The 20,060-nt window shown below is 71.5% G+C and carries 23 protein-coding genes and 4 tRNA genes; 18 read left to right on the top strand and 9 right to left on the bottom strand.

Annotated elements, in window-relative coordinates; translation table 11 throughout:
- The first annotated feature begins 2 nt into the window (after positions 1-2).
- The 5 genes from ACZ42X_RS27130 to ACZ42X_RS27110 all read left to right on the top strand — a co-directional run bounded on the left by ACZ42X_RS27130 (position 3) and on the right by ACZ42X_RS27110 (position 4,995).
- The gene (locus tag ACZ42X_RS27130) at positions 3-1,580 is read left to right on the top strand and encodes a complex I subunit 4 family protein (RefSeq protein WP_468295145.1); all 1,578 of its coding nucleotides are present in this window, start codon (positions 3-5) and stop codon (positions 1,578-1,580) included.
- Positions 1,577-3,103 carry an NADH-quinone oxidoreductase subunit N gene (locus ACZ42X_RS27125; protein ID WP_468295142.1) on the top strand — a complete coding sequence of 509 codons (1,527 nt, stop codon included), beginning with the start codon at positions 1,577-1,579 and terminating at the stop codon, positions 3,101-3,103. Before ACZ42X_RS27130 ends, ACZ42X_RS27125 begins: the two co-directional genes overlap by 4 nt.
- Before the next feature lie 29 nt (positions 3,104-3,132).
- Positions 3,133-3,591 (top strand): large conductance mechanosensitive channel protein MscL, encoded by a 459-nt coding sequence (gene mscL, locus ACZ42X_RS27120; RefSeq protein WP_468295139.1) that lies wholly within the window; start codon positions 3,133-3,135, stop codon positions 3,589-3,591.
- A gap of 151 nt (positions 3,592-3,742) precedes the next feature.
- Positions 3,743-4,606: a zinc metalloprotease HtpX gene (gene htpX / locus ACZ42X_RS27115; RefSeq protein ID WP_468295137.1), complete on the top strand. Its 864-nt coding sequence runs from the start codon at positions 3,743-3,745 to the stop codon at positions 4,604-4,606.
- Complete coding sequence (locus ACZ42X_RS27110) at positions 4,603-4,995, top strand: YccF domain-containing protein (RefSeq protein WP_468295134.1); 393 nt, start codon at positions 4,603-4,605, stop codon at positions 4,993-4,995. Before htpX ends, ACZ42X_RS27110 begins: the two co-directional genes overlap by 4 nt.
- A gap of 230 nt (positions 4,996-5,225) precedes the next feature.
- Here the strand turns inward: ACZ42X_RS27110 and ACZ42X_RS27105 are convergent, their stop codons facing one another.
- A complete protein-coding gene (locus tag ACZ42X_RS27105) occupies positions 5,226-6,440 on the bottom strand; it encodes an APC family permease (protein ID WP_468295132.1) in 1,215 nt (404 codons plus the stop codon).
- 86 nt (positions 6,441-6,526) lie between these two features.
- On the opposite strand from ACZ42X_RS27105, the gene ACZ42X_RS27100 reads away from it, so the two are divergent.
- The gene (locus tag ACZ42X_RS27100; protein WP_468295130.1) at positions 6,527-6,796 is read left to right on the top strand and encodes a GlsB/YeaQ/YmgE family stress response membrane protein; all 270 of its coding nucleotides are present in this window, start codon (positions 6,527-6,529) and stop codon (positions 6,794-6,796) included.
- Between the two features lie 39 nt (positions 6,797-6,835).
- On the opposite strand, the gene ACZ42X_RS27095 is transcribed toward ACZ42X_RS27100, so the two are convergent.
- The 3 genes from ACZ42X_RS27095 to ACZ42X_RS27085 form a co-directional block, all read right to left on the bottom strand.
- Entirely contained in the window at positions 6,836-7,510 is a 675-nt protein-coding gene (locus ACZ42X_RS27095; protein WP_468295128.1) for an alpha-ketoglutarate-dependent dioxygenase AlkB family protein, read from the bottom strand.
- Positions 7,507-8,013 carry a methylated-DNA--[protein]-cysteine S-methyltransferase gene (locus tag ACZ42X_RS27090; RefSeq protein ID WP_468295126.1) on the bottom strand — a complete coding sequence of 169 codons (507 nt, stop codon included), beginning with the start codon at positions 8,011-8,013 and terminating at the stop codon, positions 7,507-7,509. The genes ACZ42X_RS27095 and ACZ42X_RS27090 overlap by 4 nt, the downstream gene beginning before the upstream one ends.
- Positions 8,014-8,166: 153 nt before the next feature.
- Positions 8,167-8,655 carry a YajQ family cyclic di-GMP-binding protein gene (locus ACZ42X_RS27085; protein WP_361421577.1) on the bottom strand — a complete coding sequence of 163 codons (489 nt, stop codon included), beginning with the start codon at positions 8,653-8,655 and terminating at the stop codon, positions 8,167-8,169.
- A 173-nt stretch (positions 8,656-8,828) separates the two neighbouring features.
- On the opposite strand from ACZ42X_RS27085, the gene ACZ42X_RS27080 reads away from it, so the two are divergent.
- Positions 8,829-8,910, top strand: a tRNA-Tyr gene (locus ACZ42X_RS27080).
- A 68-nt stretch (positions 8,911-8,978) separates the two neighbouring features.
- Here ACZ42X_RS27080 and ACZ42X_RS27075 read toward each other — a convergent pair.
- From ACZ42X_RS27075 to ACZ42X_RS27065, 3 genes are read right to left on the bottom strand one after another with little or no spacing between them, the layout of a single operon-like run.
- Positions 8,979-9,491, bottom strand: a complete 513-nt coding sequence (locus tag ACZ42X_RS27075) for a GyrI-like domain-containing protein (RefSeq protein WP_468295123.1) — start codon at positions 9,489-9,491, stop codon at positions 8,979-8,981.
- Positions 9,491-10,147 (bottom strand): SDR family oxidoreductase, encoded by a 657-nt coding sequence (locus ACZ42X_RS27070; RefSeq protein WP_468295120.1) that lies wholly within the window; start codon positions 10,145-10,147, stop codon positions 9,491-9,493. Before ACZ42X_RS27070 ends, ACZ42X_RS27075 begins: the two co-directional genes overlap by 1 nt.
- A 34-nt stretch (positions 10,148-10,181) precedes the next feature.
- Positions 10,182-11,417: an amidohydrolase family protein gene (locus tag ACZ42X_RS27065; RefSeq protein ID WP_468295118.1), complete on the bottom strand. Its 1,236-nt coding sequence runs from the start codon at positions 11,415-11,417 to the stop codon at positions 10,182-10,184.
- A 269-nt stretch (positions 11,418-11,686) separates the two neighbouring features.
- Here ACZ42X_RS27065 and ACZ42X_RS27060 point away from each other — a divergent pair.
- The 6 genes from ACZ42X_RS27060 (at position 11,687) to ACZ42X_RS27035 (ending at position 14,293) form a co-directional block, all read left to right on the top strand.
- A tRNA-Thr gene (locus tag ACZ42X_RS27060) sits at positions 11,687-11,759 on the top strand.
- A gap of 46 nt (positions 11,760-11,805) precedes the next feature.
- Positions 11,806-11,878: transfer RNA gene (locus ACZ42X_RS27055), tRNA-Met, on the top strand.
- Positions 11,879-11,971: 93 nt separating this feature from the next.
- Positions 11,972-12,136 carry a 50S ribosomal protein L33 gene (gene rpmG / locus ACZ42X_RS27050; protein ID WP_003948671.1) on the top strand — a complete coding sequence of 55 codons (165 nt, stop codon included), beginning with the start codon at positions 11,972-11,974 and terminating at the stop codon, positions 12,134-12,136.
- Positions 12,137-12,231: 95 nt separating this feature from the next.
- Positions 12,232-12,684, top strand: a complete 453-nt coding sequence (locus ACZ42X_RS27045; protein WP_468295115.1) for an FAS1-like dehydratase domain-containing protein — start codon at positions 12,232-12,234, stop codon at positions 12,682-12,684.
- Positions 12,685-12,691: 7 nt separating this feature from the next.
- On the top strand, positions 12,692-13,120 hold the full coding sequence (locus ACZ42X_RS27040) for a MaoC family dehydratase (RefSeq protein ID WP_361421564.1): 429 nt from the start codon (positions 12,692-12,694) through the stop codon (positions 13,118-13,120).
- Between the two features lie 117 nt (positions 13,121-13,237).
- Complete coding sequence (locus ACZ42X_RS27035) at positions 13,238-14,293, top strand: UDP-N-acetylmuramate dehydrogenase (protein ID WP_468295113.1); 1,056 nt, start codon at positions 13,238-13,240, stop codon at positions 14,291-14,293.
- A 21-nt stretch (positions 14,294-14,314) separates the two neighbouring features.
- On the opposite strand, the gene ACZ42X_RS27030 is transcribed toward ACZ42X_RS27035, so the two are convergent.
- Together ACZ42X_RS27030 and ACZ42X_RS27025 are read right to left on the bottom strand one after the other, a co-directional pair.
- Positions 14,315-15,346, bottom strand: coding sequence for an adenosine deaminase (locus tag ACZ42X_RS27030; RefSeq protein ID WP_468295110.1), 1,032 nt, complete (start codon positions 15,344-15,346; stop codon positions 14,315-14,317).
- A 123-nt stretch (positions 15,347-15,469) separates the two neighbouring features.
- Complete coding sequence (locus tag ACZ42X_RS27025; RefSeq protein ID WP_468295108.1) at positions 15,470-16,696, bottom strand: pyridoxal phosphate-dependent aminotransferase; 1,227 nt, start codon at positions 16,694-16,696, stop codon at positions 15,470-15,472.
- 194 nt (positions 16,697-16,890) lie between these two features.
- Here ACZ42X_RS27025 and ACZ42X_RS27020 point away from each other — a divergent pair.
- From ACZ42X_RS27020 to rplA, 5 genes are all read left to right on the top strand, one after another.
- Positions 16,891-16,963: transfer RNA gene (locus ACZ42X_RS27020), tRNA-Trp, on the top strand.
- Between the two features lie 102 nt (positions 16,964-17,065).
- On the top strand, positions 17,066-17,344 hold the full coding sequence (gene secE / locus ACZ42X_RS27015) for a preprotein translocase subunit SecE (protein ID WP_355366709.1): 279 nt from the start codon (positions 17,066-17,068) through the stop codon (positions 17,342-17,344).
- 77 nt (positions 17,345-17,421) lie between these two features.
- Complete coding sequence (nusG, locus tag ACZ42X_RS27010; protein WP_468295105.1) at positions 17,422-18,327, top strand: transcription termination/antitermination protein NusG; 906 nt, start codon at positions 17,422-17,424, stop codon at positions 18,325-18,327.
- Positions 18,328-18,487: 160 nt separating this feature from the next.
- Entirely contained in the window at positions 18,488-18,922 is a 435-nt protein-coding gene (rplK, locus tag ACZ42X_RS27005) for a 50S ribosomal protein L11 (RefSeq protein WP_003956479.1), read from the top strand.
- 79 nt (positions 18,923-19,001) lie between these two features.
- Positions 19,002-19,724, top strand: coding sequence for a 50S ribosomal protein L1 (rplA, locus tag ACZ42X_RS27000; RefSeq protein ID WP_361421547.1), 723 nt, complete (start codon positions 19,002-19,004; stop codon positions 19,722-19,724).
- Positions 19,725-20,060 lie beyond the last annotated feature (336 nt).

Genomic DNA, 20,060 nt, shown 5'->3' with positions numbered 1-20,060 from the left:
CCGTGATCGATATCAGCGAATCCGTGATGCAGTTCCTTCTCGCGTTCATCGTCGTCGCCCCGCTCATCGGCGCGGCCGCGGCTCTCCTCCCCGCCCCGCCCGGGCTGAAGGGGAAGTCCCCGGACCAGGCCGTGCTGCGCCACGGCGTGACCGTGACCGGCGCCGTCCTCGCCGCCGCGATCGTCCTCATGCTGGGCTTCGACCACGACCAGCCGTCGAAGATGCAGGCCACGACGGACATCAGCTGGATCCCCGCGCTCGACGTGCGGATCCACCTCGGTACCGACGGCATCTCGCTCCCCCTCCTCGTCCTGACCGCGCTGCTGACCTTCCTCTGCGCGCTGTACAGCTACTTCAAGCTCCCCGCGGGCCCTTCCCCCAAGGCGTTCGTCGCCCTGCTGCTCGTCCTCGAGTCCGGCATGCTCGCGACCTTCGCCGTCCTCGACCTGCTGCTGTTCTTCCTGGCCTTCGAGATGGTCCTCATCCCGATGTACTTCCTCATCGCCCGCTGGGGCGGCGAGGGCAGGCGCCAGGCCGCCTGGCGGTTCATCCTCTACACGCTGCTCGGTTCGGTCGTCATGCTGCTCGGCCTCCTGCTCGTCGGGCTGAAGGCCGGCACCTTCGACATGGTGGCACTCGCCACTGACAACGGCCGCGACATCACCACGTCCGTGCAGGTCATCGCCGTTCTCGCGATCGGTGTCGGCCTCGCGGTGAAGACCCCGATGTGGCCGCTGCACAGCTGGCTGCCGGACGCCCACACCGCCGCCCCGACCGTCGGGTCGGTGCTCCTCGCGGGCGTGCTGCTGAAGATGGGTACGTACGGGTTCGTCCGGATCGCCCTGCCGATCACGCCCGACGGCATGCACGTCCTCGCCCCTTACCTCGCGGGCTTCGCCGTCGCCGGCATCATCTACGGATCGCTCGCCTGCCTCTCCCTGGCCCGTTCCGGCGCCAAGGGCGACCTCAAGCGCCTGATCGCGTACTCCTCCGTCGGCCACATGGGCTTCGTGCTCCTCGGCATCGCCACCATGACCCCCACCGGCGTGAACGGCGCGCTCTTCGCCAACATCGCCCACGGCCTCATCACCGGCCTGCTCTTCTTCCTGGTCGGCGCCCTCAAGGACCGCACCGGCACCACCGACCTCGACGCCCTGGCCCAGCAGACCGGCGCCGCGCTCTACGGCCGCGCGCCGCGCCTCGGCGGCCTGCTCGCCTTCGCGGCCGTCGCCTCCCTCGGCCTGCCCGGCCTCGCCGGGTTCTGGGGCGAGATGCTCGCGCTGTTCGGCGCGTTCCAGCCGGCCGCGGGCCTCAACCGCCCCGCCTTCCTCACCTTCATGGCCATCGGCGCCTTCGGCACGCTGCTCACCGCCGCGTACCTCCTCGTCGTCGTACGCCGGGTCTGCATGGGCGCCCACCCCGCCGAGGGCCGGCCGCCGATCGCCGACATCCGGCCCTACGAGTTCGCCGCCTGGACCCCGCTGGCCGTCCTCACCGTCCTCGCCGGCCTCTGGCCCGCGCTCCTCCTCGGCCTGTCCGACCCGGCCGTGCAGAAGCTCCTCGCAGGAGGCAAGTCGTGACCGCCGCAGCCGCGAGCACCGCGAACACAGCCCACCTCGTCCAGTCGGTCGACTGGGCGGCCATCGCGCCGCCCACCATCGCCGCCGTGACCGGCCTGGCCGTGCTCGTCGCCGACCTGTTCGTACCGAAGGACCGCTGGCGCCTCCTCGGCTGGATCTCCCTCGCCGGTCTCGCCGTCGCGCTCGCCGCCCTCGCGCCGCTGCGCAAGGGCGACCGCTCCACCTTCTGCCTCACCACCGACTCCGACGCCTGCAGCTACACCGCGGACCACTTCACCCTCGTCATCCAGCTACTGGTGCTCGGCGGCGCCCTCCTGACCGCCCTGCTGTCGCTGACGGAGACCGAGGAGAAGCTCCCCGCGGGCGAGTTCTGGTTCCTGCTGCTCTCCTCGGCCGCCGGAGCGGCGCTGCTGCCCGCCTCACGCGACCTGGCGACCCTGATCGTCGCCCTGGAGGTCGCCTCGCTGCCCGCGTTCGCGCTCGTCGGCCTCAAGCGCGGCGACCGCATGTCGGGCGAGGCGGCGCTGAAGTTCTTCCTGTCCTCCGTCACCGCGACCGCCGTGTCCCTGCTCGGCGTGAGCTTCGTGTACGCGTCGACCGGCACGCTGCACCTGACGGAGATCGCCCAGAGCATCGACGACACCCCGGCCCAGCTCGCCACCCTCGCCAAGGCGGGCGTCGCCCTCACCCTCGTCGGCTTCGCCTTCAAGACGGCCGCCGTGCCGTTCCACTTCTGGGTGCCGGACACCTATGTCGGCGCGCCGCTGCCCGTCGCCGCGTTCCTCTCCGTCGTCGGGAAGGCGGTCGGCTTCACCGGCCTCATCCTGGTGACCGTCGTCGCCTTCCCCTCGTACGCCGACGTCTGGGGCCCGGCCCTGTCCGTGCTGGCCGCCCTGACCATGACCGTCGGGAACGTCGCCGCCCTGCGGCAGGTCTCCACGCGCGCGTGGAGCGCCGTCCGGCTGCTGGCCTGGTCCTCCGTGGCGCAGGCCGGGTACCTCCTGGTGCCGATCGCGGCCGCCGCGTACTCCAGCGACGACCAGATCGGCGCCACCGTCTCGTACGCCCTGATGTACGCCGTCGTGAACCTCGGAGCCTTCGCGGTCGCCGCCCTGGTGGCCCGTACGCACCCGCTCAACCGGATCTCCGACTACCGGGGCCTGTACGCGACCCGGCCCCTCACCGCGCTCGCCATGGGCTTCTTCCTGCTGTGCCTGGCGGGCCTGCCGCCCGGCATCATCGGCCTGTTCGCCAAGGTGACCGTGTTCCAGTCGGTCGTCGACGCGGGCCTGGGCTGGCTCGCCGTCGTCATGGGCGTCAACGTGGTGATCGGCCTCTACTACTACCTCCAGTGGACGGCGGGGCTGTTCCGCGCCCCCGAGGCAGGGACGGAGACAATGGCGGTCCGCGTGGCCGCCCCCGCGCCGATCACCCTCGCCATCGGCCTCACGGCCTTCGCCGGCGTCCTGCTGTCCGGCTACCCCCAGCTGGTGCTGCGCTTCGCTGCGACCACCCTGTTCTGATACTCCACAACCTTTCTGGGAGCACGACCGTGCTGAGCGGCTTCAAGGACTTCGTCCTGCGCGGAAACGTCATCTCCATGGCGATCGGCCTGGCCGTCGGAGCGGCCTTCACCGCCGTCGTCACGGCCTTCAGCAACGCCTTCATCGTGCCGCTCATCGGCCTCGCCACCGGTTCGATCGGCGACTACAGCAAGGCCACCTTCTCGGTCGAGGGCGCGAAGTTCCCGTACGGCCTGTTCGTCAGCGCCATCCTGGCCTTCCTGATCACGGCGGCCGTCCTGTACTTCGGTGTCGTGGTCCCGATGATGAAGATCCAGACCCGCTTCAAGCGCGACGAGCCCTTCGACATCAAGGCGGCCCTGCGCGACTGCCCCCGCTGCTACTCCGAGATCCCCGCCATCGCCAGCCGCTGCCGCCACTGCACCAGCGAGGTGCAGCCCGTCCCCGAGGCGCTCGCCAAGGCCGGTCTGATGCCGGCCCCGCGCTGAGTCATCCGGACGGCCGAGCGCACCGCCCCCCGCGCGCAAGGGAACCCGCCACTCCCGCCTGGCGTTGACCAGTACGGGAGGGTCCACTGGACAGTGGACGAGGACCAGCACCAGCAAGGGTTCCCCTACCGCACCACTTGGAGGGCGTACCGTGCACCGCCGGCACAACGGGCTGAGGACCGCCGTACTCCTCGGAGGACTGTCCGCACTCATCATCCTCATCGGCAGCCTCTTCGGGCGTACGGGCCTGTACGTGGCGCTGCTCGTGGCGCTCGGCACCAACGGGTACGCGTACTGGAACAGCGACAAGCTGGCCCTGCGCGCCATGCGGGCGCGCCCGGTGAGCGAGTTCCAGGCGCCGCAGCTGTACCGGATGGTCCGCGAGCTGTCGACGCAGGCCCGCCAGCCCATGCCGCGGCTCTACATCTCTCCGACCATGGCCCCCAACGCCTTCGCCACCGGCCGCAACCCGCGCAACGCGGCGGTCTGCTGCACCGAGGGCATCCTCCAGATCCTCGACGAGCGCGAGCTGCGCGGCGTGATCGGCCACGAGCTCAGCCACGTCTACAACCGCGACATCCTGATCTCGTCCGTGGCCGGCGCGCTCGCCTCGGTGATCATGTTCCTGGTGAACTTCGCCTGGCTGATCCCGATCGGCCGCTCGGACGACGACGAGGGCCCCGGCCTGTTCGGCATGCTCCTGATCATGCTGCTGGGTCCACTCGCCGCATCGGTCATCCAGCTCGCCATCAGCCGCTCCAGGGAGTACGAGGCGGACGCCTCGGGTGCCCAGCTGACCGGGGACCCGCTGGCCCTGGCCAGCGCCCTGCGCAAGCTGGAGGCGGGCGCCAAGCGGCTCCCGCTGCCGCCGGAGCCCAGGATCGAGACCGCCAGCCACATGATGATCGCCAACCCGTTCCGGCCGGGCCAGGGGCTCGCCCGGATGTTCTCCACCCACCCGCCGATGGCGGAACGTATTGCCCGGCTCGAACAGATGGCAGGTCGCCGCCCGTGAAGACGATCCTCAACCTCATATGGCTGGTCCTGAGCGGCTTCTGGCTGTGCCTCGGCTACCTCGCGGCGGGCCTCCTGCTCTGCATCACCGTCATCGGCATCCCCTTCGGCATCGCCGCCTTCCGCATCGGCCTGTACGCCCTGTGGCCCTTCGGCCAGACGGTGGTGGACCGCCGCGACGCGGGCGCCGCGTCCTGCGTCGGGAACGTGCTGTGGCTGGTGCTGGCGGGCTGGTGGCTGGCGATTGGCCACATCGTCACGGGCATCGCCCTGTGCGTCACGATCATCGGCATCCCGCTCGGCATCGCGAACTTCAAGCTGATCCCGGTCTCGCTGCTGCCGCTGGGCAAGGAGATCGTCCCGACGGACCGGCCCTTCGCCGCCCGCTGACGCCCGGGGCGTTACTGCGTCGTCACCGATTGTCAGTGGTGTGGTGCACCATGGAGCCATGACGGAACACGCGTACGACTTCGGGGCCTGGGCGCCCCGAATATCCAGGGCCTGAGCACGGCCGCGCGCTAGCCCGCCCTGAGCGCGGCCGCGCGACGGGCCCGCGCCCGCACCCGCACCGGGGAGCCGCCCGGCAGGGGCCCCGCAGCTCTCCCGCCCCCGCCCGGGCCCTACCCGCGCCGCACCGCGTAGATCACCGCGCCCGCCGCCAGTACCGCCGCCCCCGCGAGGACGGATGACACCGGCAGGGCGAACGCCAGCACCGCGCACCCCGTCAGGCCCGCCACCGCGAGGATGCGGCCGGTCCCGAGGGTCCACGCCGAGGCGTTGGCGATCGCGTAGTAGGCCAGCACCCCGAACGACGAGAAGCCGATCGCCCCGCGCAGGTCCGCCGTGGCCGCCACCAGCGCGACCACCGCGCCCACCGCCAGCTCCGCGTGGTGCGGCACCTGGAAGCGGGGGTGGACGGCGGCGAGGGCGCGCGGCAGGTGGCCGTCGCGGGCCATCGCCAGCGTCGTCCGGGAGACACCGAGGATCAGTGCCAGCAGCGAGCCGAGCGCGGCCACCGCCGCGCCGACCCGCACCACCGGGACCAGCCAGCCGTGCCCCGCCGCCCGCGCCGCGTCCGCGAGCGGAGCCGCCGACCCGGCCAGCTCCCGCGCGCCCAGCACCGACAGGACGGAGACCGCCACCGCCACGTACACCACGAGCGCGATGCCCAGCGCGAGCGGGACCGCCCGTGGGATGGTCCGCGCCGGGTCCTTGACCTCCTCGCCGAGGGTGGCGATCCGCGCGTACCCCGCGAAGGCGAAGAACAGCAGACCCGCCGCCTGGAGCACACCGCCCACCGACGCGTCACTTCCCAGCTCAAGCCGCCCGAAGTCCGCGGCCCCCGACCCGAGAGAGGAGACGGCCACCGCGGCCAGGACCGCCAGTACCACCGCCACGATCGCGCGCGTCACCCACGCCGACTTCTGCACGCCCCCGTAGTTGACGGCGGTCAGCGCCACCACCGCCGCGACCGCGACCGCGTGCGCCTGCCCCGGCCACGCGTACGCGCCGACCGTCAGCGCCATCGCCGCGCACGACGCGGTCTTGCCCACGATGAAGGCCCAGCCGGCCAGGAAGCCCCAGAAAGGACCGAGCCGTTCGCGACCGTACACATAGGTGCCACCCGACGCCGGATAGCGGGCGGCGAGGCGCGCCGACGCCATGGCGTTGCAGTACGCCACGCCCGCGGCCAGCGCGAGCCCCGCGAGCAGTCCGCTGCCGGCCGCTCCGGCCGCCGGTGCCAGCGCCGCGAAGATCCCGGCCCCGACCATGGAGCCCAGCCCGATGACGACCGCGTCGAAGACGCCCAGCGACCGCCGCAACTCCCGTGTCATGTGCCGCACCCTACTGACGCCCGCAACCTTCCCCGGCGCCCCCGGCGTCCTCCACGACAACACCGTATGAAAGGCGGGTTCCCGGCATGAGCTTCCTCAGCTGGATCGTCCTCGGGCTGCTGGCCGGAGTCATCGCCAAGATCCTGCTCCCGGGCCGCGACCCCGGCGGCCTGGTCGGCACCACCGTCATCGGCATCGCGGGCGCCTTCGTCGGCGGCTGGCTCTCGGCCCGCCTCCTGGACCGGCCGATCACCAACGAGTTCTACGACGGGGCCACATGGGCGGCGGCCATCGGCGGCTCACTCGTGCTGCTGATCGCCTACCGGATCCTGTTCGGCCACTCCCGCTCCCGCTGAGCCGCCCGACGCACGCTCAACGAGCCGTCCGACGCGCCCTCAGGAGAGCCCGGTCTCGCGCAGGGTGATGTTCAGCCGTCCCGAGGGAAGCCCCGCCGCCGGGTCGCCCGTGTCCGGGTACACCTTCGGCACCCCGTGGTACGCGAACCGCGACGGCCCGCCGAAGACGAACAGGTCGCCCGACGCCAGCTCCACGTCCGTATAGGGCCGCCCACGCGTCTCGGTGTTCCCGAACCGGAAGACGCAACGGTCCCCGATGCTCAGCGACACCACCGGGGCGCCGGACCGCTCCTCCCGGTCCCGGTGCATGCCCATCCGGGCCCCGGGCTCGTAGAAGTTGACCAGCGCGGTGTCCGGGGCGTAGCTGCCGTGCCCGCCCTCGTCCCCGTACGCCGCCACGAGCGCCGCCCGCCCCAGCTCCGCCAGCCAGTCGGGGAACTCCGCCACGCGGGCGCCGTTCACATCGTCGGCGGTGCGGCTGTAGCGGTACGGCTGCCAGTGCCAGCCCACGCACACGGTGCGGACGGACATCACGCCGCCGCCCGGCAGCACCGTGTGCCGCATCGGCACCGGCCCGCGCGCCCACCCCCGGCACGCCTCGACCAGCTCCCGCCGCCTCTCCACCGGCAGCCACCCGGGCACGTGCACCGCCCCCGGCGCGACCTCCGTCCGTTCACGCCGCAGCGGAAACAGCCCGTCGGCCCCGCCCGTCACCGAGCCCGCACGCCTTCCAGGCCCAGCAGCCGCTCCTTGCGCTCCAGCCCGGCCGCGTACCCGCGCAGCGCCCCGTCCGCGCCGATCACTCGGTGGCAGGGCCGCACCACCAGCAGCGGGTTGCGTCCGATCGCCGTCCCCACGGCCCGCACCCCGGCCCCCGGGGAGCCGACCCGTGCGGCGATCTCGCCGTAGGTCACGGTCTCGCCGTACGGGATGTCCTCCAGCGCCCGCCACACCCGCTGCTGGAAGTCCGTGCCGGCTCCGTCGGCGCACGGGATGTCGAAGCGCGTCAGCCGGCCGGCGAAGTACGCCGTGAGCTGCGCCGCGATGCCCTCGAACGCCTCCGGCGCGTGCCGCCAGCCGTCCCGGACGACCGCGCCGCCCTTCTGCTCCGGCAGCGAGAGCGAGACCAGCGCCGTACCGGCCCCCTCGGGGCCGGTCTCCTCGCCGACCAGCAGCATCGCGCCGAGCGGCCCGTCGACGTACGCGTACACCGTCATGGCTCGGTCCTCCCTTCGTCGTGTCCGGGGCTTTCGACCGTCAGTCTCGGCCCCGGCCCACCCGAACCGCTGGCGGAAATCGGACACGAAGCCCGGGCTGGGCGGCCCCAGCGGCGGCCTCAACGGCGCCTCAACGGCAGCCGCAGCGGCGGCTCAGCGGTAGTTCACGAACTGCAGCGCGAAGTCGAAGTCCTGCTGCTTCAGCAGGGCGATCACGGCCTGCAGATCGTCACGGCTCTTCGAGCTGACCCGCAGCTCGTCGCCCTGCACCTGCGCCTTGACGCCCTTGGGGCCCTCATCGCGGATGATCTTCGCCACCTTCTTGGCGTTCTCCTGGGAGATGCCCTCCTGGATCGACGCGAAGATCTTGTACTCCTTGCCGGACAGCTGCGGCTCACCGGCGTCCAGCGACTTCAGCGAGATGCCCCGCTTGATCAGCTTGGACTCGAACACGTCGAGGATGGCCTTGACCCGCTCCTCGGAGTTCGCCTGCATCAGGATCTTCTCGCCGGACCAGGAGATGGAGGCCCCGACGTTCTTGAAGTCGTAGCGCTGGGAGATCTCCTTCGCCGCCTGGTTGAGGGCGTTGTCGACCTCCTGCCGCTCGACCTTCGAGACGATGTCGAAACTGGAGTCGGCCATGTCCTGTGGCTCCTTGGGTCGGGTGCGTATCAGTGCCCCCAAAGCCTAGTCACCCACACCCGCCCCACCTGCTGATCAAACCGGTGGCGAAGCACCCGCCCGCATCAGGTATTGTTTACGTCGTTGCCACGGAGCACCGCCGAGAAGCGGACCTCTCCACGGCGACATCCCATGGCGGTGTGCCCGAGTGGCCAATGGGAGCGGACTGTAAATCCGTCGGCTTAGCCTACCCAGGTTCGAATCCTGGCGCCGCCACAGGAAGAACGGCCCCTGATCTGCGGAAACGCGAGATCAGGGGCCGTTTTCACATGCCCTCGCGGGCCTCAGTCCGCCAGGCGGAACGCCAGCTCCGTCTCCCACTCGGCCGGATCCGGCTCCTTACGTGGGTCCGTGCGGTACGACTCGATGCGGCAGCCCCACCGCTCCACGCCGTCCACCACCCGCATGTCCCACTCCAGCCCCCGCTCCCGCGCCCACTCCAGCAGGGTCCTGACCGCCGCGAGCAGGCCCTCCGGGTGGCCGACGCGGGTCAGGGTCGCGTAGCGGCCGGCCGGCAGCAGGGCCACGCCGACGTCGCCCTCCGGTTCCGGGGCCGAAGCGACCGGGATGCCCGCCTCCACCTCGCACTCGCCGCCCTCCGCCGCGACCGTGTTGTAGCGGAAGAACGGCGCCCCGGCCCGCGGGATGTCCCGCGCCGCCAGCCACCCCACCAGCTCGGGCAGCCGGTCGGCGACCTCGGCGAAGCGGTCCATCGTCACGGAGCGGCGCAGGAAGACGTACGGCTGCTCGGGCCGCTCCTCCACCACGGGCCCGCGCCGCCCAGCCCCCGCGCCCATCACTCGCCCGCGATCGCCTTGACGGCGACCGCCACCGGCATGGACCCGCTGACCAGCTCCAGCGTCAGGCCTGCCGTCGCCGGGGTCTCCACCAGTTCGGCCAGCACCGCCGCCACGTCGTCGCGCGGCACCGGACCGCGCCCGGTGGACGCCTCCAGCCGCACCAACCCCGTACCGGCGTCGTTCGTCAGCATGCCGGGCTTGAGGATCGTCCAGTCCAGGCCGCGGCGCGACCGGATGTCGTCGTCCGCCGCGCCCTTGGCCCGCAGGTACGCGTCGAAGACCTCGTCCCCCTGCCGCCGCGCGTCCGCGCCCATCGACGAGACGAGCAGGAAGCGCCGCACCCCGGCCCGTTCCGCCGCGTCCGCGAAGAGCTGCGCCGCGCCCCGGTCCACGGTGTCCTTGCGTGCGGCGCCGCTGCCCGGCCCGGCGCCGGCCGCGAAGACCGCCGCGTCCGCGCCGCGCAGCACCTCCGCGACCTCGTCGACGGAGGCCGACTCCAGGTCCAGGACGACCGGTTCGGCGCCCGCCTCCCGCACCGCGTCCGCCTGTTCCGGGTCGCGGATGATCCCCGCGGCCTCGTGCCCGCCGGCCGAGAGCAGCCGCTCCAGCCGCAGGGCGATCCGACCGTGTCCTCCAGCGATGACAATGCGCATGCTCTCGACCGTACGACTCCGGAGCCGAAACCGCTCAGGGGCGGGCGTCCGGCCGCCCCTGGCGCGGCAGTTCGAGCGCCGCGGCCGAGTCGCAGTACTCCCGCACCGCGCTCGTCCGCGCCACCACCCGCCCGCGGTGCACCACGATCCGGCTGTACGCCAGCGACAGCACGCCCGACAGCCGCTCCCCGCGCACCGCGAGCAGCTCCGCCGGAAACCCCGCTTCCACGCGCACGGCGGGCAGCCCCATGGCCTCCCGCGCGGCGCCGCTCACCGCCGCGTACGCCTCGCCCGCGCCCAGCCCGCCCTGCGAGGCCAGCAGGTACGCCGCCTCCAGCGGATCACCCCGCCCCACCGGATTGGCCACGTCCCGCAGCGCCCCGCTCCCCGCCGCCAGCCGCACCCCGGCCGCCCGCAGCAGCCGTACGGGCGCGGCGCCGCGCACCTCCGTCCCCGCGCAGCCGCCCTGCGGCAGGCACACGACCGTCACGCCCGCCGCCGCGAGCCGGTCGGCCGCCCGGACCGCGGCGTCCCGCGGCAGCCGCCCCAGGGCCCCGCAGGGGCCGATGGTGACCCCCGGCCGCAGCCCGCCCGCCAGCGCGGCCAGCCGCGCGAGCCGGGCCGGGTCGTCGCCGTCGGTGTGCAGGTCCACGGGGCAGCCGTGCTCGGCCGCCACCTCCAGCACGGCCTCCGCGTACCCGATGGGGTCCGGGTCCAGGTCCGGGCAGCCCCCGACGACGGAGGCGCCCATCTTCACCGCGTCGCGCAGCATCGCCAGCCCGTCCGCGCCCGCCACGCCGGTCAGCAGCCGCGGCACGGCCACCGCCGTCAGGTCGGCCAGCCCGCGCAGCGAGCGGCGCGCCTGGAGGACCGCCTCCAGCGGCCCCAGGCCCTGCACGTCGCCGATCCGGACGTGCGCGCGTACGGCGGTCGCGCCGTGGCCGAGCTGGAGCAGCGCGGCCTCGGTGGCACGCCGCTGGACGTCCTCGGTGGCGTACGACACGGGGCCGGGGGAGTCGGCACTCAGGGCGGTGTCCGCGTGCGCGTGCGGCTCGGCGGGCGCGGGCAGCAGCACGTAGCCGCTCAGATCGACCCGGGCGGTGCCGGCGGCGGGCAGGCTCCCCGCCGTGCCGACGGCCTCGATGCGCCCGCCGGCGAGCCGTACGTCGACGGTCCGGCCGTCGGTGAGGCGGGCGCCGCACAGCAGCAGCGTGGTGGCGTCGGCGGTGGCGCCCTCGGGTGGGTGCGGCTGCTGGCTGTCGGAGGACATCTGGCTCCTCTGGCTCCTGGCGCTTCTGGCGCTCCTGGCGGGGGGCTCGGGCGCGACCCGGACGTCGGTCGTCGGTACGCGAGTACGCGCAAGATCACGCAGCGTGAGGCGAGCCTAGGGGCCCTTCCGCAGGGCTTCGAGGAGGAGCGCAATAGTCGTACCGGCGTGGGGCGCGAGTGGCGTACGTGGCGGGGGAGTCGGCAGTCGTCGCGTCGCCCGGAATCGGATTTGGGCGAACGGCGGCCGACCGTGTAATGTCTTCATCGCTCGCCCCAATAGCTCAGTCGGCAGAGCGTCTCCATGGTAAGGAGAAGGTCTACGGTTCGATTCCGTATTGGGGCTCTGGTGTCGGTGATCCTCGCCTTCGGGCGAGGGGATCCAACATCACAGCGGTGTAGCTCAGTCGGTAGAGCAAGCGGCTCATAATCGCTGTGTCACCGGTTCAAGTCCGGTCACCGCTACTTGCTGAAAGTAGCCGATTGTAGGGTCGGTCCTTCGATCGGCTACTCTTTCTTGCGTTCACCCGTCCATCCGTCCGTCATAGGAGCACTCACGTGGCTGCCACCGACGTCCGCCCGAAGATCACGCTGGCCTGCGTGGAGTGCAAGGAGCGGAACTACATCACCAAGAAGAACCGGCGTAACAACCCGGACCGTCTTGAGATGAAGAAGCACTGCCCGCGCTGCAACGCGCACACTGCGCACCGCGAAACGCGCTGAATCAGGCTCGTACACGAGGCCGTCCCCACCCGGGGGCGGCCTCGTGTCGTTTGTCACCACAGTCAGCAGGAGCATCAGCAGGAGGTAGCCAGCCCATGGCGCTCGACCAGTCCTTCGTGGGGCGGACCTATCCGCCCACCGCGCCGTACGAGGTCGGCCGGGAAAAGATCCGCGAATTCGCCGAGGCGATCGGTGACGCGAATCCGGCCTACGTCGATACGGAGGCTGCCAAGGCGCTGGGCCACCCCGATGTGATCGCCCCGCCGACTTTCGTGTTCGCCATCACGTTCAAGGCGGCCGGACAGATCATCGAGGACCCGCAGCTGGGCCTGGACTACAGCCGGGTCGTCCACGGTGACCAGAAGTTCGCCTACAGCCGTCCGGTACGCGCGGGGGACCGGCTCTCGGTCACCTCGACCATCGAGGCCATCAAGTCGCTCGCGGGCAACGACATCATGGACGTCCGGGGCGAGGTGCACGACGAGGCGGGCGAGCACGTCGTGACGGCGTGGATCAAGCTGGTGGCGCGGGCCGCCGAGGGGGCGTGAGGCGACGATGACCGCGAAGATCGCATACGACGAGGTCGAGGTCGGCACCGAGCTCCCGGCGCAGAGCTTCCCCGTGACGCGCGCCACGCTGGTGCGGTACGCGGGGGCCTCCGGGGACTTCAACCCGATCCACTGGAACGAGAAGTTCGCCAAGGAGGTCGGCCTGCCGGACGTCATCGCGCACGGCATGTTCACCATGGCCGAGGCGATCCGGGTGGTCACGGACTGGGCCGGCGACCCGGCCGCGGTCGTCGAGTACGGGGTCCGCTTCACCAAGCCGGTCGTGGTCCCCAACGACGACCAGGGCGCCGTGATCGACGTCACGGCGAAGGTCGCCGCGAAGCTGGACGACAACCGCGTGCGGGTCGACCTCACCGCGATGAGCGCGGGCCAGAAGGTCCTCGGCATGTCCCGCGCCGTGGTGCAGCTGGCCTGAGGCCCTGAGGCCCTGATTGCCCTGAGGCCCCAGCCACCTCGCCCCCGGCCCCCGGGTGACCAGGGCGCCGGGGGCGAGGTGGCTTCGCTGTCGGTGGCCACCCGTAGTCTTGGGGCCGTGCAGGAACTCCACGACGCCCCCCTCGCCCCGCTGACCACCTTCCGGCTCGGCGGGCCCGCCACCCGCCTCGTCACGGCCACGACCGACGCCGAGGTCGTCGCCGCCGTGCGCGAGGCCGACGCCGCCGGGACGCCGCTGCTGGTCATCGGCGGCGGCTCCAACCTCGTCATCGGCGACAAGGGCTTCGACGGCACCGCCCTGCGCATCGCCACCCAGGGCTTCTCGCTGGACGGCACGCGGCTGGAGCTCGCCGCGGGCGAGGTCTGGTCGGACGCCGTCGCGCGCACCGTCGAGGCCGGCCTCGCGGGCATCGAGTGCCTCGCCGGCATCCCCGGCTCGGCGGGCGCCACGCCGATCCAGAACGTGGGGGCGTACGGCCAGGAGGTCTCCGCCACCATCACCGAGGTCGTCGCGTACGACCGCCGTGCCGACGAGACCGTGACCATCCCGAACGCCGCGTGCGACTTCTCGTACCGCCACAGCCGCTTCAAGGAGCACCCCGACCGGTTCGTGGTGCTGCGCGTCCGGTTCGAGCTGGAGGACGCGCAGGGCATGAGCGCCCCGATCCGGTACGCCGAGACGGCGCGCGCCCTGGGCGTCGAGCCCGGCGACCGCGTCCCGGCCGCCACCGCGCGCGAGCAGGTCCTCAAGCTGCGGGCGGGCAAGGGCATGGTCCTGGACCCCGAGGACCACGACACCTGGTCGGCCGGGTCCTTCTTCACCAACCCGATCCTCGACGAGGCCGCGTACGAGACGTTCCTCACGCGCGTCCACGACCGCCTCGGCCCGGAGGTCACCCCGCCCGCCTTCCCGGCGGGGGAGGGCCGCGTCAAGACCTCGGCGGCCTGGCTGATCGACAAGGCCGGCTTCACCAAGGGCTACGGCTCCGGTCCGGCCCGCATCTCCACCAAGCACACCCTCGCCCTCACCAACCGCGGTGGGGCCACCACCGAGGACCTCCTGGCCCTGGCGCGCGAGGTCGTCGCGGGCGTACGGGACGCCTTCGGCATCACGCTGGTCAACGAACCGGTGACGGTCGGCGTCAGCCTCTGACGGCCCCGCTCACCGGGTACCTCACGCTCCCGGGGCGGCCGCCAGCCAGTCGTCCACGCCCGCCAGCAGCTTCGCCCGGACGTCCTCCGGAGCCGCCGAGGCCCGGACCGACTGGCGGGCCAGCTCCGCGAGCTCCTCGTCGGTGAAACCGTGGTGCACGCGCGCGATCTCGTACTGCGCCGCCAGCCGCGAGCCGAACAGCAGCGGGTCGTCCGCGCCCAGCGCCAACGGCACCCCGGCCTCGTACAGCGTCCGCAACGGCACCTGCTCCGGCTTCTCGTAGACGCCCAGCGCCACGTTGGACGCCGGGCACACCTCGCACGTCACGCCCTTCTCGGCCAGCCGCCGCAGCAGCCGCGGATCCTCCGCCGCCCGCACCCCGTGGCCGATGCGCCGCGCCCCCAGGTCGTCCAGGCAGTCCCGTACGGACGCGGGGCCGGTCAGCTCGCCGCCGTGCGGCGCCGCCAGCAGCCCGCCCTCCCGGGCGATCGCGAACGCCCGGTCGAAGTCGCGCGCCAGGCCGCGCCGCTCGTCGTTCGACAGCCCGAACCCGACCACACCGCGGTCCGCGTACCGGACGGCGAGCCGCGCCAGCGTGCGGGCGTCCAGCGGATGCTTCATGCGGTTCGCCGCGACGAGGACGCGCATCCCGAGGCCGGTCTCGCGCGACGCGCTCTCCACCGCGTCCAGGATGATCTCCAGCGCCGGGATCAGCCCGCCCAGCCTCGGCGCGTACGACGTCGGGTCCACCTGGATCTCCAGCCACCCCGACCCGTCCCTGACGTCCTCCTCCGCGGCCTCGCGCACCAGCCGCCGGATGTCCTCCGGCTCGCGCAGGCACGACCGGGCGAGGTCGTACAGCCGCTGGAAGCGGAACCACCCCCGCTCGTCGGTCGCCCGCAGCTTCGGGGGCTCCCCGCCGGTCAGCGCCTCGGGCAGGTGGACGCCGTACTTGTCGGCGAGATCCAGCAGGGTGGCGGGCCGCATCGACCCGGTGAAGTGCAGGTGCAGATGGGCTTTGGGCAGCAGCCGCAGATCTCGTACGTGCTCCATCTGGGGATCTTGCCAAACCGCCACCCCGCGCGGGAGCCCCTTTCCCCGATCGAGTGTGTGCGGGAACGGAAAAGCGGGCCCCCACCGGGGGCCCGCTGTCACTTCCGGAAAATCCGGAGGTGCCTAGTCGCGCGCTTCCGCCAGCAGCTTCTGCATCCGCGACACACCCTCGACCAGGTCCTCGTCACCCAGCGCGTACGACAGCCGCAGGTAACCCGGCGTACCGAACGCCTCGCCCGGTACGACCGCGACCTCGGCCTCGTCCAGGATCAGCGCCGCCAGCTCCACCGAGGTTCCGGGGCGCTTGCCGCGGATCTCCTTGCCGAGCAGGCCCTTGACCGACGGGTACACGTAGAACGCGCCCTCCGGCACCGGGCAGACCACGCCGTCGATCTCGTTGAGCATCCGCACGATCGTCTGGCGGCGCCGGTCGAACGCGGTGCGCATCTCGGCGACCGCGTCCAGGCTGCCGGACACGGCGGCCAGGGCGGCGGCCTGCGCGACGTTGGAGACGTTCGACGTGGCGTGCGACTGGAGGTTCGTCGCGGCCTTCACCACGTCCTTCGGGCCGATGATCCACCCCACGCGCCAGCCCGTCATGGCGTACGTCTTGGCCACGCCGTTGACGACGATGCACTTGTCGCGCAGCTCCGGCAGGAGCGCCGGCAGCGAGGTGAAGGCGGCGTCGCCGTACACCAGGTGCTCGTAGATCTCGTCCGTCAGCACCCACAGGCCGTGCTCGACGGCCCAGCGGCCGATCGCCTCGGCGTCTTCCTTGCTGTAGACGGCGCCGGTCGGGTTGGACGGGGAGACGAACAGGACGACCTTGGTCCGCTCCGTACGGGCCGCCTCCAGCTGCTCCACCGACACCCGGTAGCCGGTGGTCTCGTCGGCGACGACCTCCACCGGGACGCCGCCGGCGAGCCGGATGGACTCCGGGTACGTCGTCCAGTACGGCGCCGGGACGATGACCTCGTCGCCCGGGTCGAGGATCGCGGCGAAGGCCTCGTAGATCGCCTGCTTGCCGCCGTTGGTCACCAGGACCTGGGAGGCGTCGATCTCGTAGTCGGAGTCGCGCAGCGTCTTCGCGACGATCGCGGCCTTCAGCTCGGGCAGTCCGCCGGCCGGCGTGTAGCGGTGGTACTTCGGGTTGCGGCAGGCCTCGATCGCGGCCTCGACGATGTAGTCCGGCGTCGGGAAGTCGGGCTCACCCGCGCCGAAGCCGATCACCGGGCGGCCGGCGGCCTTGAGGGCCTTGGCCTTGGCGTCGACGGCGAGGGTCGCGGACTCGGAGATCGCGCCGATGCGGGCGGAGACCCGGCGCTCGGTGGGAGGGGTTGCAGCGCTCATGCGGCCCATCGTCCCAGACCCCGGAGGGGCCCGGTACACGGGTTTCGCTGTGCGGACGGACGGTGCGTCAGGGGGTGCCGCGGCCGTGTCCAGGGCTATCTGTTCGACGCGGAGCCGCTGACCACGTACACTCTCTGCTCGTTGGCCCTCACCGACCACATCCGCGGATGCGGTAGGTTGGGGGAGAACGACAAAGGGTCGTAGCTCAATTGGTAGAGCACCGGTCTCCAAAACCGGCGGTTGGGGGTTCAAGTCCCTCCGGCCCTGCTACACACACCGCCAGGATGTGTGCGCAGGTATGTATGTCATTGCACCGCCGTGCGGCTCCACCCGGGCGCGGCACGGCCGACCCGGAATCAGGTGAGAGACGTGACGGACGCCGTAGGCTCCATCGACATGCCTGATGCCGAAGACGAAGCGCCCAAGAAGAACCGCAAGGGCGGCAAGCGCGGCAAGAAGGGCCCGCTGGGTCGTCTCGCGCTCTTCTACCGCCAGATCGTCGCCGAGCTGCGCAAGGTCGTCTGGCCCACGCGCAGCCAGCTGTCGACGTACACCACCGTCGTCATCATTTTCGTCGTCGTCATGATCGGTCTCGTGACCGTGATCGACCTCGGCTTCCAGGAAGCAGTCAAGTACGTCTTCGGCTGATTCCCGCGGAGGGCGCCTACCCCGGCGCCCCTTTTCGCATGTTCCACCCCATCTGTATCCAGGAAGAAGCAGCCACCGTGTCTGACCCGAACCTGAACGAGTCCGCCCAGGACGAGCTCGACGTCGTCGAGGCGGCCGACGAGGACCAGGCGGAAGCTGCGGACGCCGCTGCCGGCGAGGCGGCCGAGGAAGCCGCGCTCCACGTCGAGGACGCGGACGAGGCCGTCGAGGGCGAGGACGACGTCGAGACCGCCGAGGAGGCGGACGAGGAGTCCGAGATCGAGCCCGTCGAGGACGAGGCCGCCGAGGACGACGAGGTCGAGGCCGAGGTCGAGGCCGAGGCCGCCGAGGAGCCCGAGGCCCCCGTCGACCCGGTCGCCGCCCTGCGCGAGGAGCTGCGCGGCCTGCCCGGCGAGTGGTACGTGATCCACACCTATGCGGGCTACGAGAAGCGCGTGAAGGCGAACCTGGAGCAGCGTGCCGTCTCGCTGAACGTCGAGGACTTCATCTACCAGGCCGAGGTGCCCGAGGAAGAGATCGTCCAGATCAAGAACGGCGAGCGCAAGAACGTCAAGCAGAACAAGCTGCCCGGCTACGTGCTCGTCCGCATGGACCTGACGAACGAGTCCTGGGGCGTCGTCCGCAACACCCCCGGTGTCACCGGCTTCGTGGGCAACGCCTACGACCCGTACCCGCTGACCCTGGACGAGATCGTCAAGATGCTCGCCCCGGAGGCCGAGGCCAAGGCCGCCCGCGAGGCCGCCGAGGCCGAGGGCAAGCCGGCTCCGGCCCGCAAGGTCGAGGTCCAGGTGCTGGACTTCGAGGTCGGCGACTCGGTCACCGTCACCGACGGCCCGTTCGCCACGCTCCAGGCCACGATCAACGAGATCAACGCCGACTCGAAGAAGGTCAAGGGCCTCGTCGAGATCTTCGGCCGCGAGACCCCGGTCGAGCTGAGCTTCGACCAGATCCAGAAGAACTAACCCCCACAGGTTTCCGGTCAGGTCAGATCAGCTGTCGCAGCTGCTCTGACCTGCTCGGTTTTTGGCCGCACTGCCATACCCGTTATCGTGGTGCGGTATGCCTCCATCCGGATGATCCGGACGGCGGCTGGAAAACTCTCACTAGGACCCGGAGAGAGCAATGCCTCCCAAGAAGAAGAAGGTCACGGGGCTTATCAAGCTCCAGATCCAGGCCGGCGCGGCCAACCCGGCTCCGCCGGTCGGCCCCGCGCTGGGTCAGCACGGCGTCAACATCATGGAGTTCTGCAAGGCCTACAACGCCGCGACCGAGTCGCAGCGTGGCATGGTCGTGCCGGTGGAGATCACGGTCTACGAGGACCGTTCCTTCACCTTCGTCACCAAGACTCCGCCGGCCGCCAAGCTGATCCTCAAGGCCGCGGGTGTGGACAAGGGCTCCGGCGAGCCGCACAAGACCAAGGTCGCCAAGCTGACGCGCGACCAGGTCCGTGACATCGCCACCACCAAGATGCCCGACCTGAACGCCAACGACCTGGACGCCGCCGAGAAGATCATCGCCGGCACCGCCCGCTCCATGGGCATCACGGTCGAGGGCTGATCAGCCCCCTCTGACCTCTGTGGGAGGGCCCGCGCTGGCCCCGACCACAACTCCACACCTGAACCACGCAGGAGAAGAAGTGAAGCGCAGCAAGGCTCTCCGCAGCGCGGACGCCAAGGTCGACCGGGAGCGTAACTACGCCCCCCTCGAGGCCGTCCGCATTGCCAAGGACACCGCCGCCACCAAGTTCGACGGCACCGTCGAGGTCGCCTTCCGCCTGGGTGTCGACCCGCGCAAGGCGGACCAGATGGTCCGTGGCACCGTGAACCTTCCGCACGGCACCGGTAAGACCGCCCGGGTCCTGGTCTTCGCGACCGGTGACCGTGCTGCGGCCGCGGAGGCCGCGGGCGCCGACATCGTCGGCTCCGACGAACTGATCGACGAGGTCGCGAAGGGCCGTCTGGACTTCGACGCCGTCGTCGCCACCCCGGACCTCATGGGCAAGGTCGGCCGCCTCGGCCGCGTCCTCGGCCCCCGTGGTCTGATGCCGAACCCGAAGACCGGCACCGTCACGATGGACGTCGCCAAGGCCGTCACCGACATCAAGGGCGGCAAGATCGAGTTCCGTGTCGACAAGCACGCGAACCTGCACTTCATCATCGGCAAGGTCTCCTTCGACGAGACCAAGCTGGTCGAGAACTACGCCGCCGCGCTGGAGGAGATCCTCCGTCTGAAGCCGTCGGCCGCCAAGGGCCGCTACATCAAGAAGGCGACCCTGAGCACCACGATGGGCCCCGGCATCCCGCTGGACCCGAACCGCACCCGCAACCTCCTCGTCGAGGAGGACCCGGCCGCCGTCTGATCCTGACGGCCGTCGCGGGTCTCGCGTACGAAGGCCGGCCCCCATCGCTCTCCGGAGCGGTGGGGGCCGGTTTTTTCGCGCCCGGAGTCGCGCGGCCCGTCAGCCGTTCGACCCGATTTGCTTGACGAGGGACCATTCGCGTACGCTTCCGAGGAAGCCAAAGACCGCTGGTCGTTGCCGTGCCCTCGCGAGGGGTCCGGTGGCCGAAGGATCCGCTAGCTGCGGACGACCCGCGCAGGTGACTGTGGATGAACTCCTGGATGCCGCTCTTCGATGAGTGCAGCCGGTTGAGTCACGCCCCGTGCGCCTGCGCCGGGGCGTTTCGTTTTGCCCAGT

Source organism: Streptomyces sp. NPDC030862, from assembly GCF_055571835.1.
This window is presented reverse-complemented; position numbering and strand designations above follow the sequence as displayed.

What these genes read in the sequence shown, in the direction of transcription:
- ACZ42X_RS27105 (WP_468295132.1), bottom strand. Translation starts at nt 6,440, where the DNA reads ATGACACGGGAGTTGCGGCGGTCGCTGGGCGTCTTCGACGCGGTCGTC.
- ACZ42X_RS27100 (WP_468295130.1), top strand. Translation starts at nt 6,527, where the DNA reads ATGAGCTTCCTCAGCTGGATCGTCCTCGGGCTGCTGGCCGGAGTCATC.
- ACZ42X_RS27090 (WP_468295126.1), bottom strand. Translation starts at nt 8,013, where the DNA reads ATGACGGTGTACGCGTACGTCGACGGGCCGCTCGGCGCGATGCTGCTG.
- ACZ42X_RS27085 (WP_361421577.1), bottom strand. Translation starts at nt 8,655, where the DNA reads ATGGCCGACTCCAGTTTCGACATCGTCTCGAAGGTCGAGCGGCAGGAG.
- ACZ42X_RS27075 (WP_468295123.1), bottom strand. Translation starts at nt 9,491, where the DNA reads ATGGGCGCGGGGGCTGGGCGGCGCGGGCCCGTGGTGGAGGAGCGGCCC.
- ACZ42X_RS27070 (WP_468295120.1), bottom strand. Translation starts at nt 10,147, where the DNA reads ATGCGCATTGTCATCGCTGGAGGACACGGTCGGATCGCCCTGCGGCTG.
- ACZ42X_RS27065 (WP_468295118.1), bottom strand. Translation starts at nt 11,417, where the DNA reads ATGTCCTCCGACAGCCAGCAGCCGCACCCACCCGAGGGCGCCACCGCC.
- ACZ42X_RS27045 (WP_468295115.1), top strand. Translation starts at nt 12,232, where the DNA reads ATGGCGCTCGACCAGTCCTTCGTGGGGCGGACCTATCCGCCCACCGCG.
- ACZ42X_RS27040 (WP_361421564.1), top strand. Translation starts at nt 12,692, where the DNA reads ATGACCGCGAAGATCGCATACGACGAGGTCGAGGTCGGCACCGAGCTC.
- ACZ42X_RS27030 (WP_468295110.1), bottom strand. Translation starts at nt 15,346, where the DNA reads ATGGAGCACGTACGAGATCTGCGGCTGCTGCCCAAAGCCCATCTGCAC.
- ACZ42X_RS27025 (WP_468295108.1), bottom strand. Translation starts at nt 16,696, where the DNA reads ATGAGCGCTGCAACCCCTCCCACCGAGCGCCGGGTCTCCGCCCGCATC.
- rplK (WP_003956479.1), top strand. Translation starts at nt 18,488, where the DNA reads ATGCCTCCCAAGAAGAAGAAGGTCACGGGGCTTATCAAGCTCCAGATC.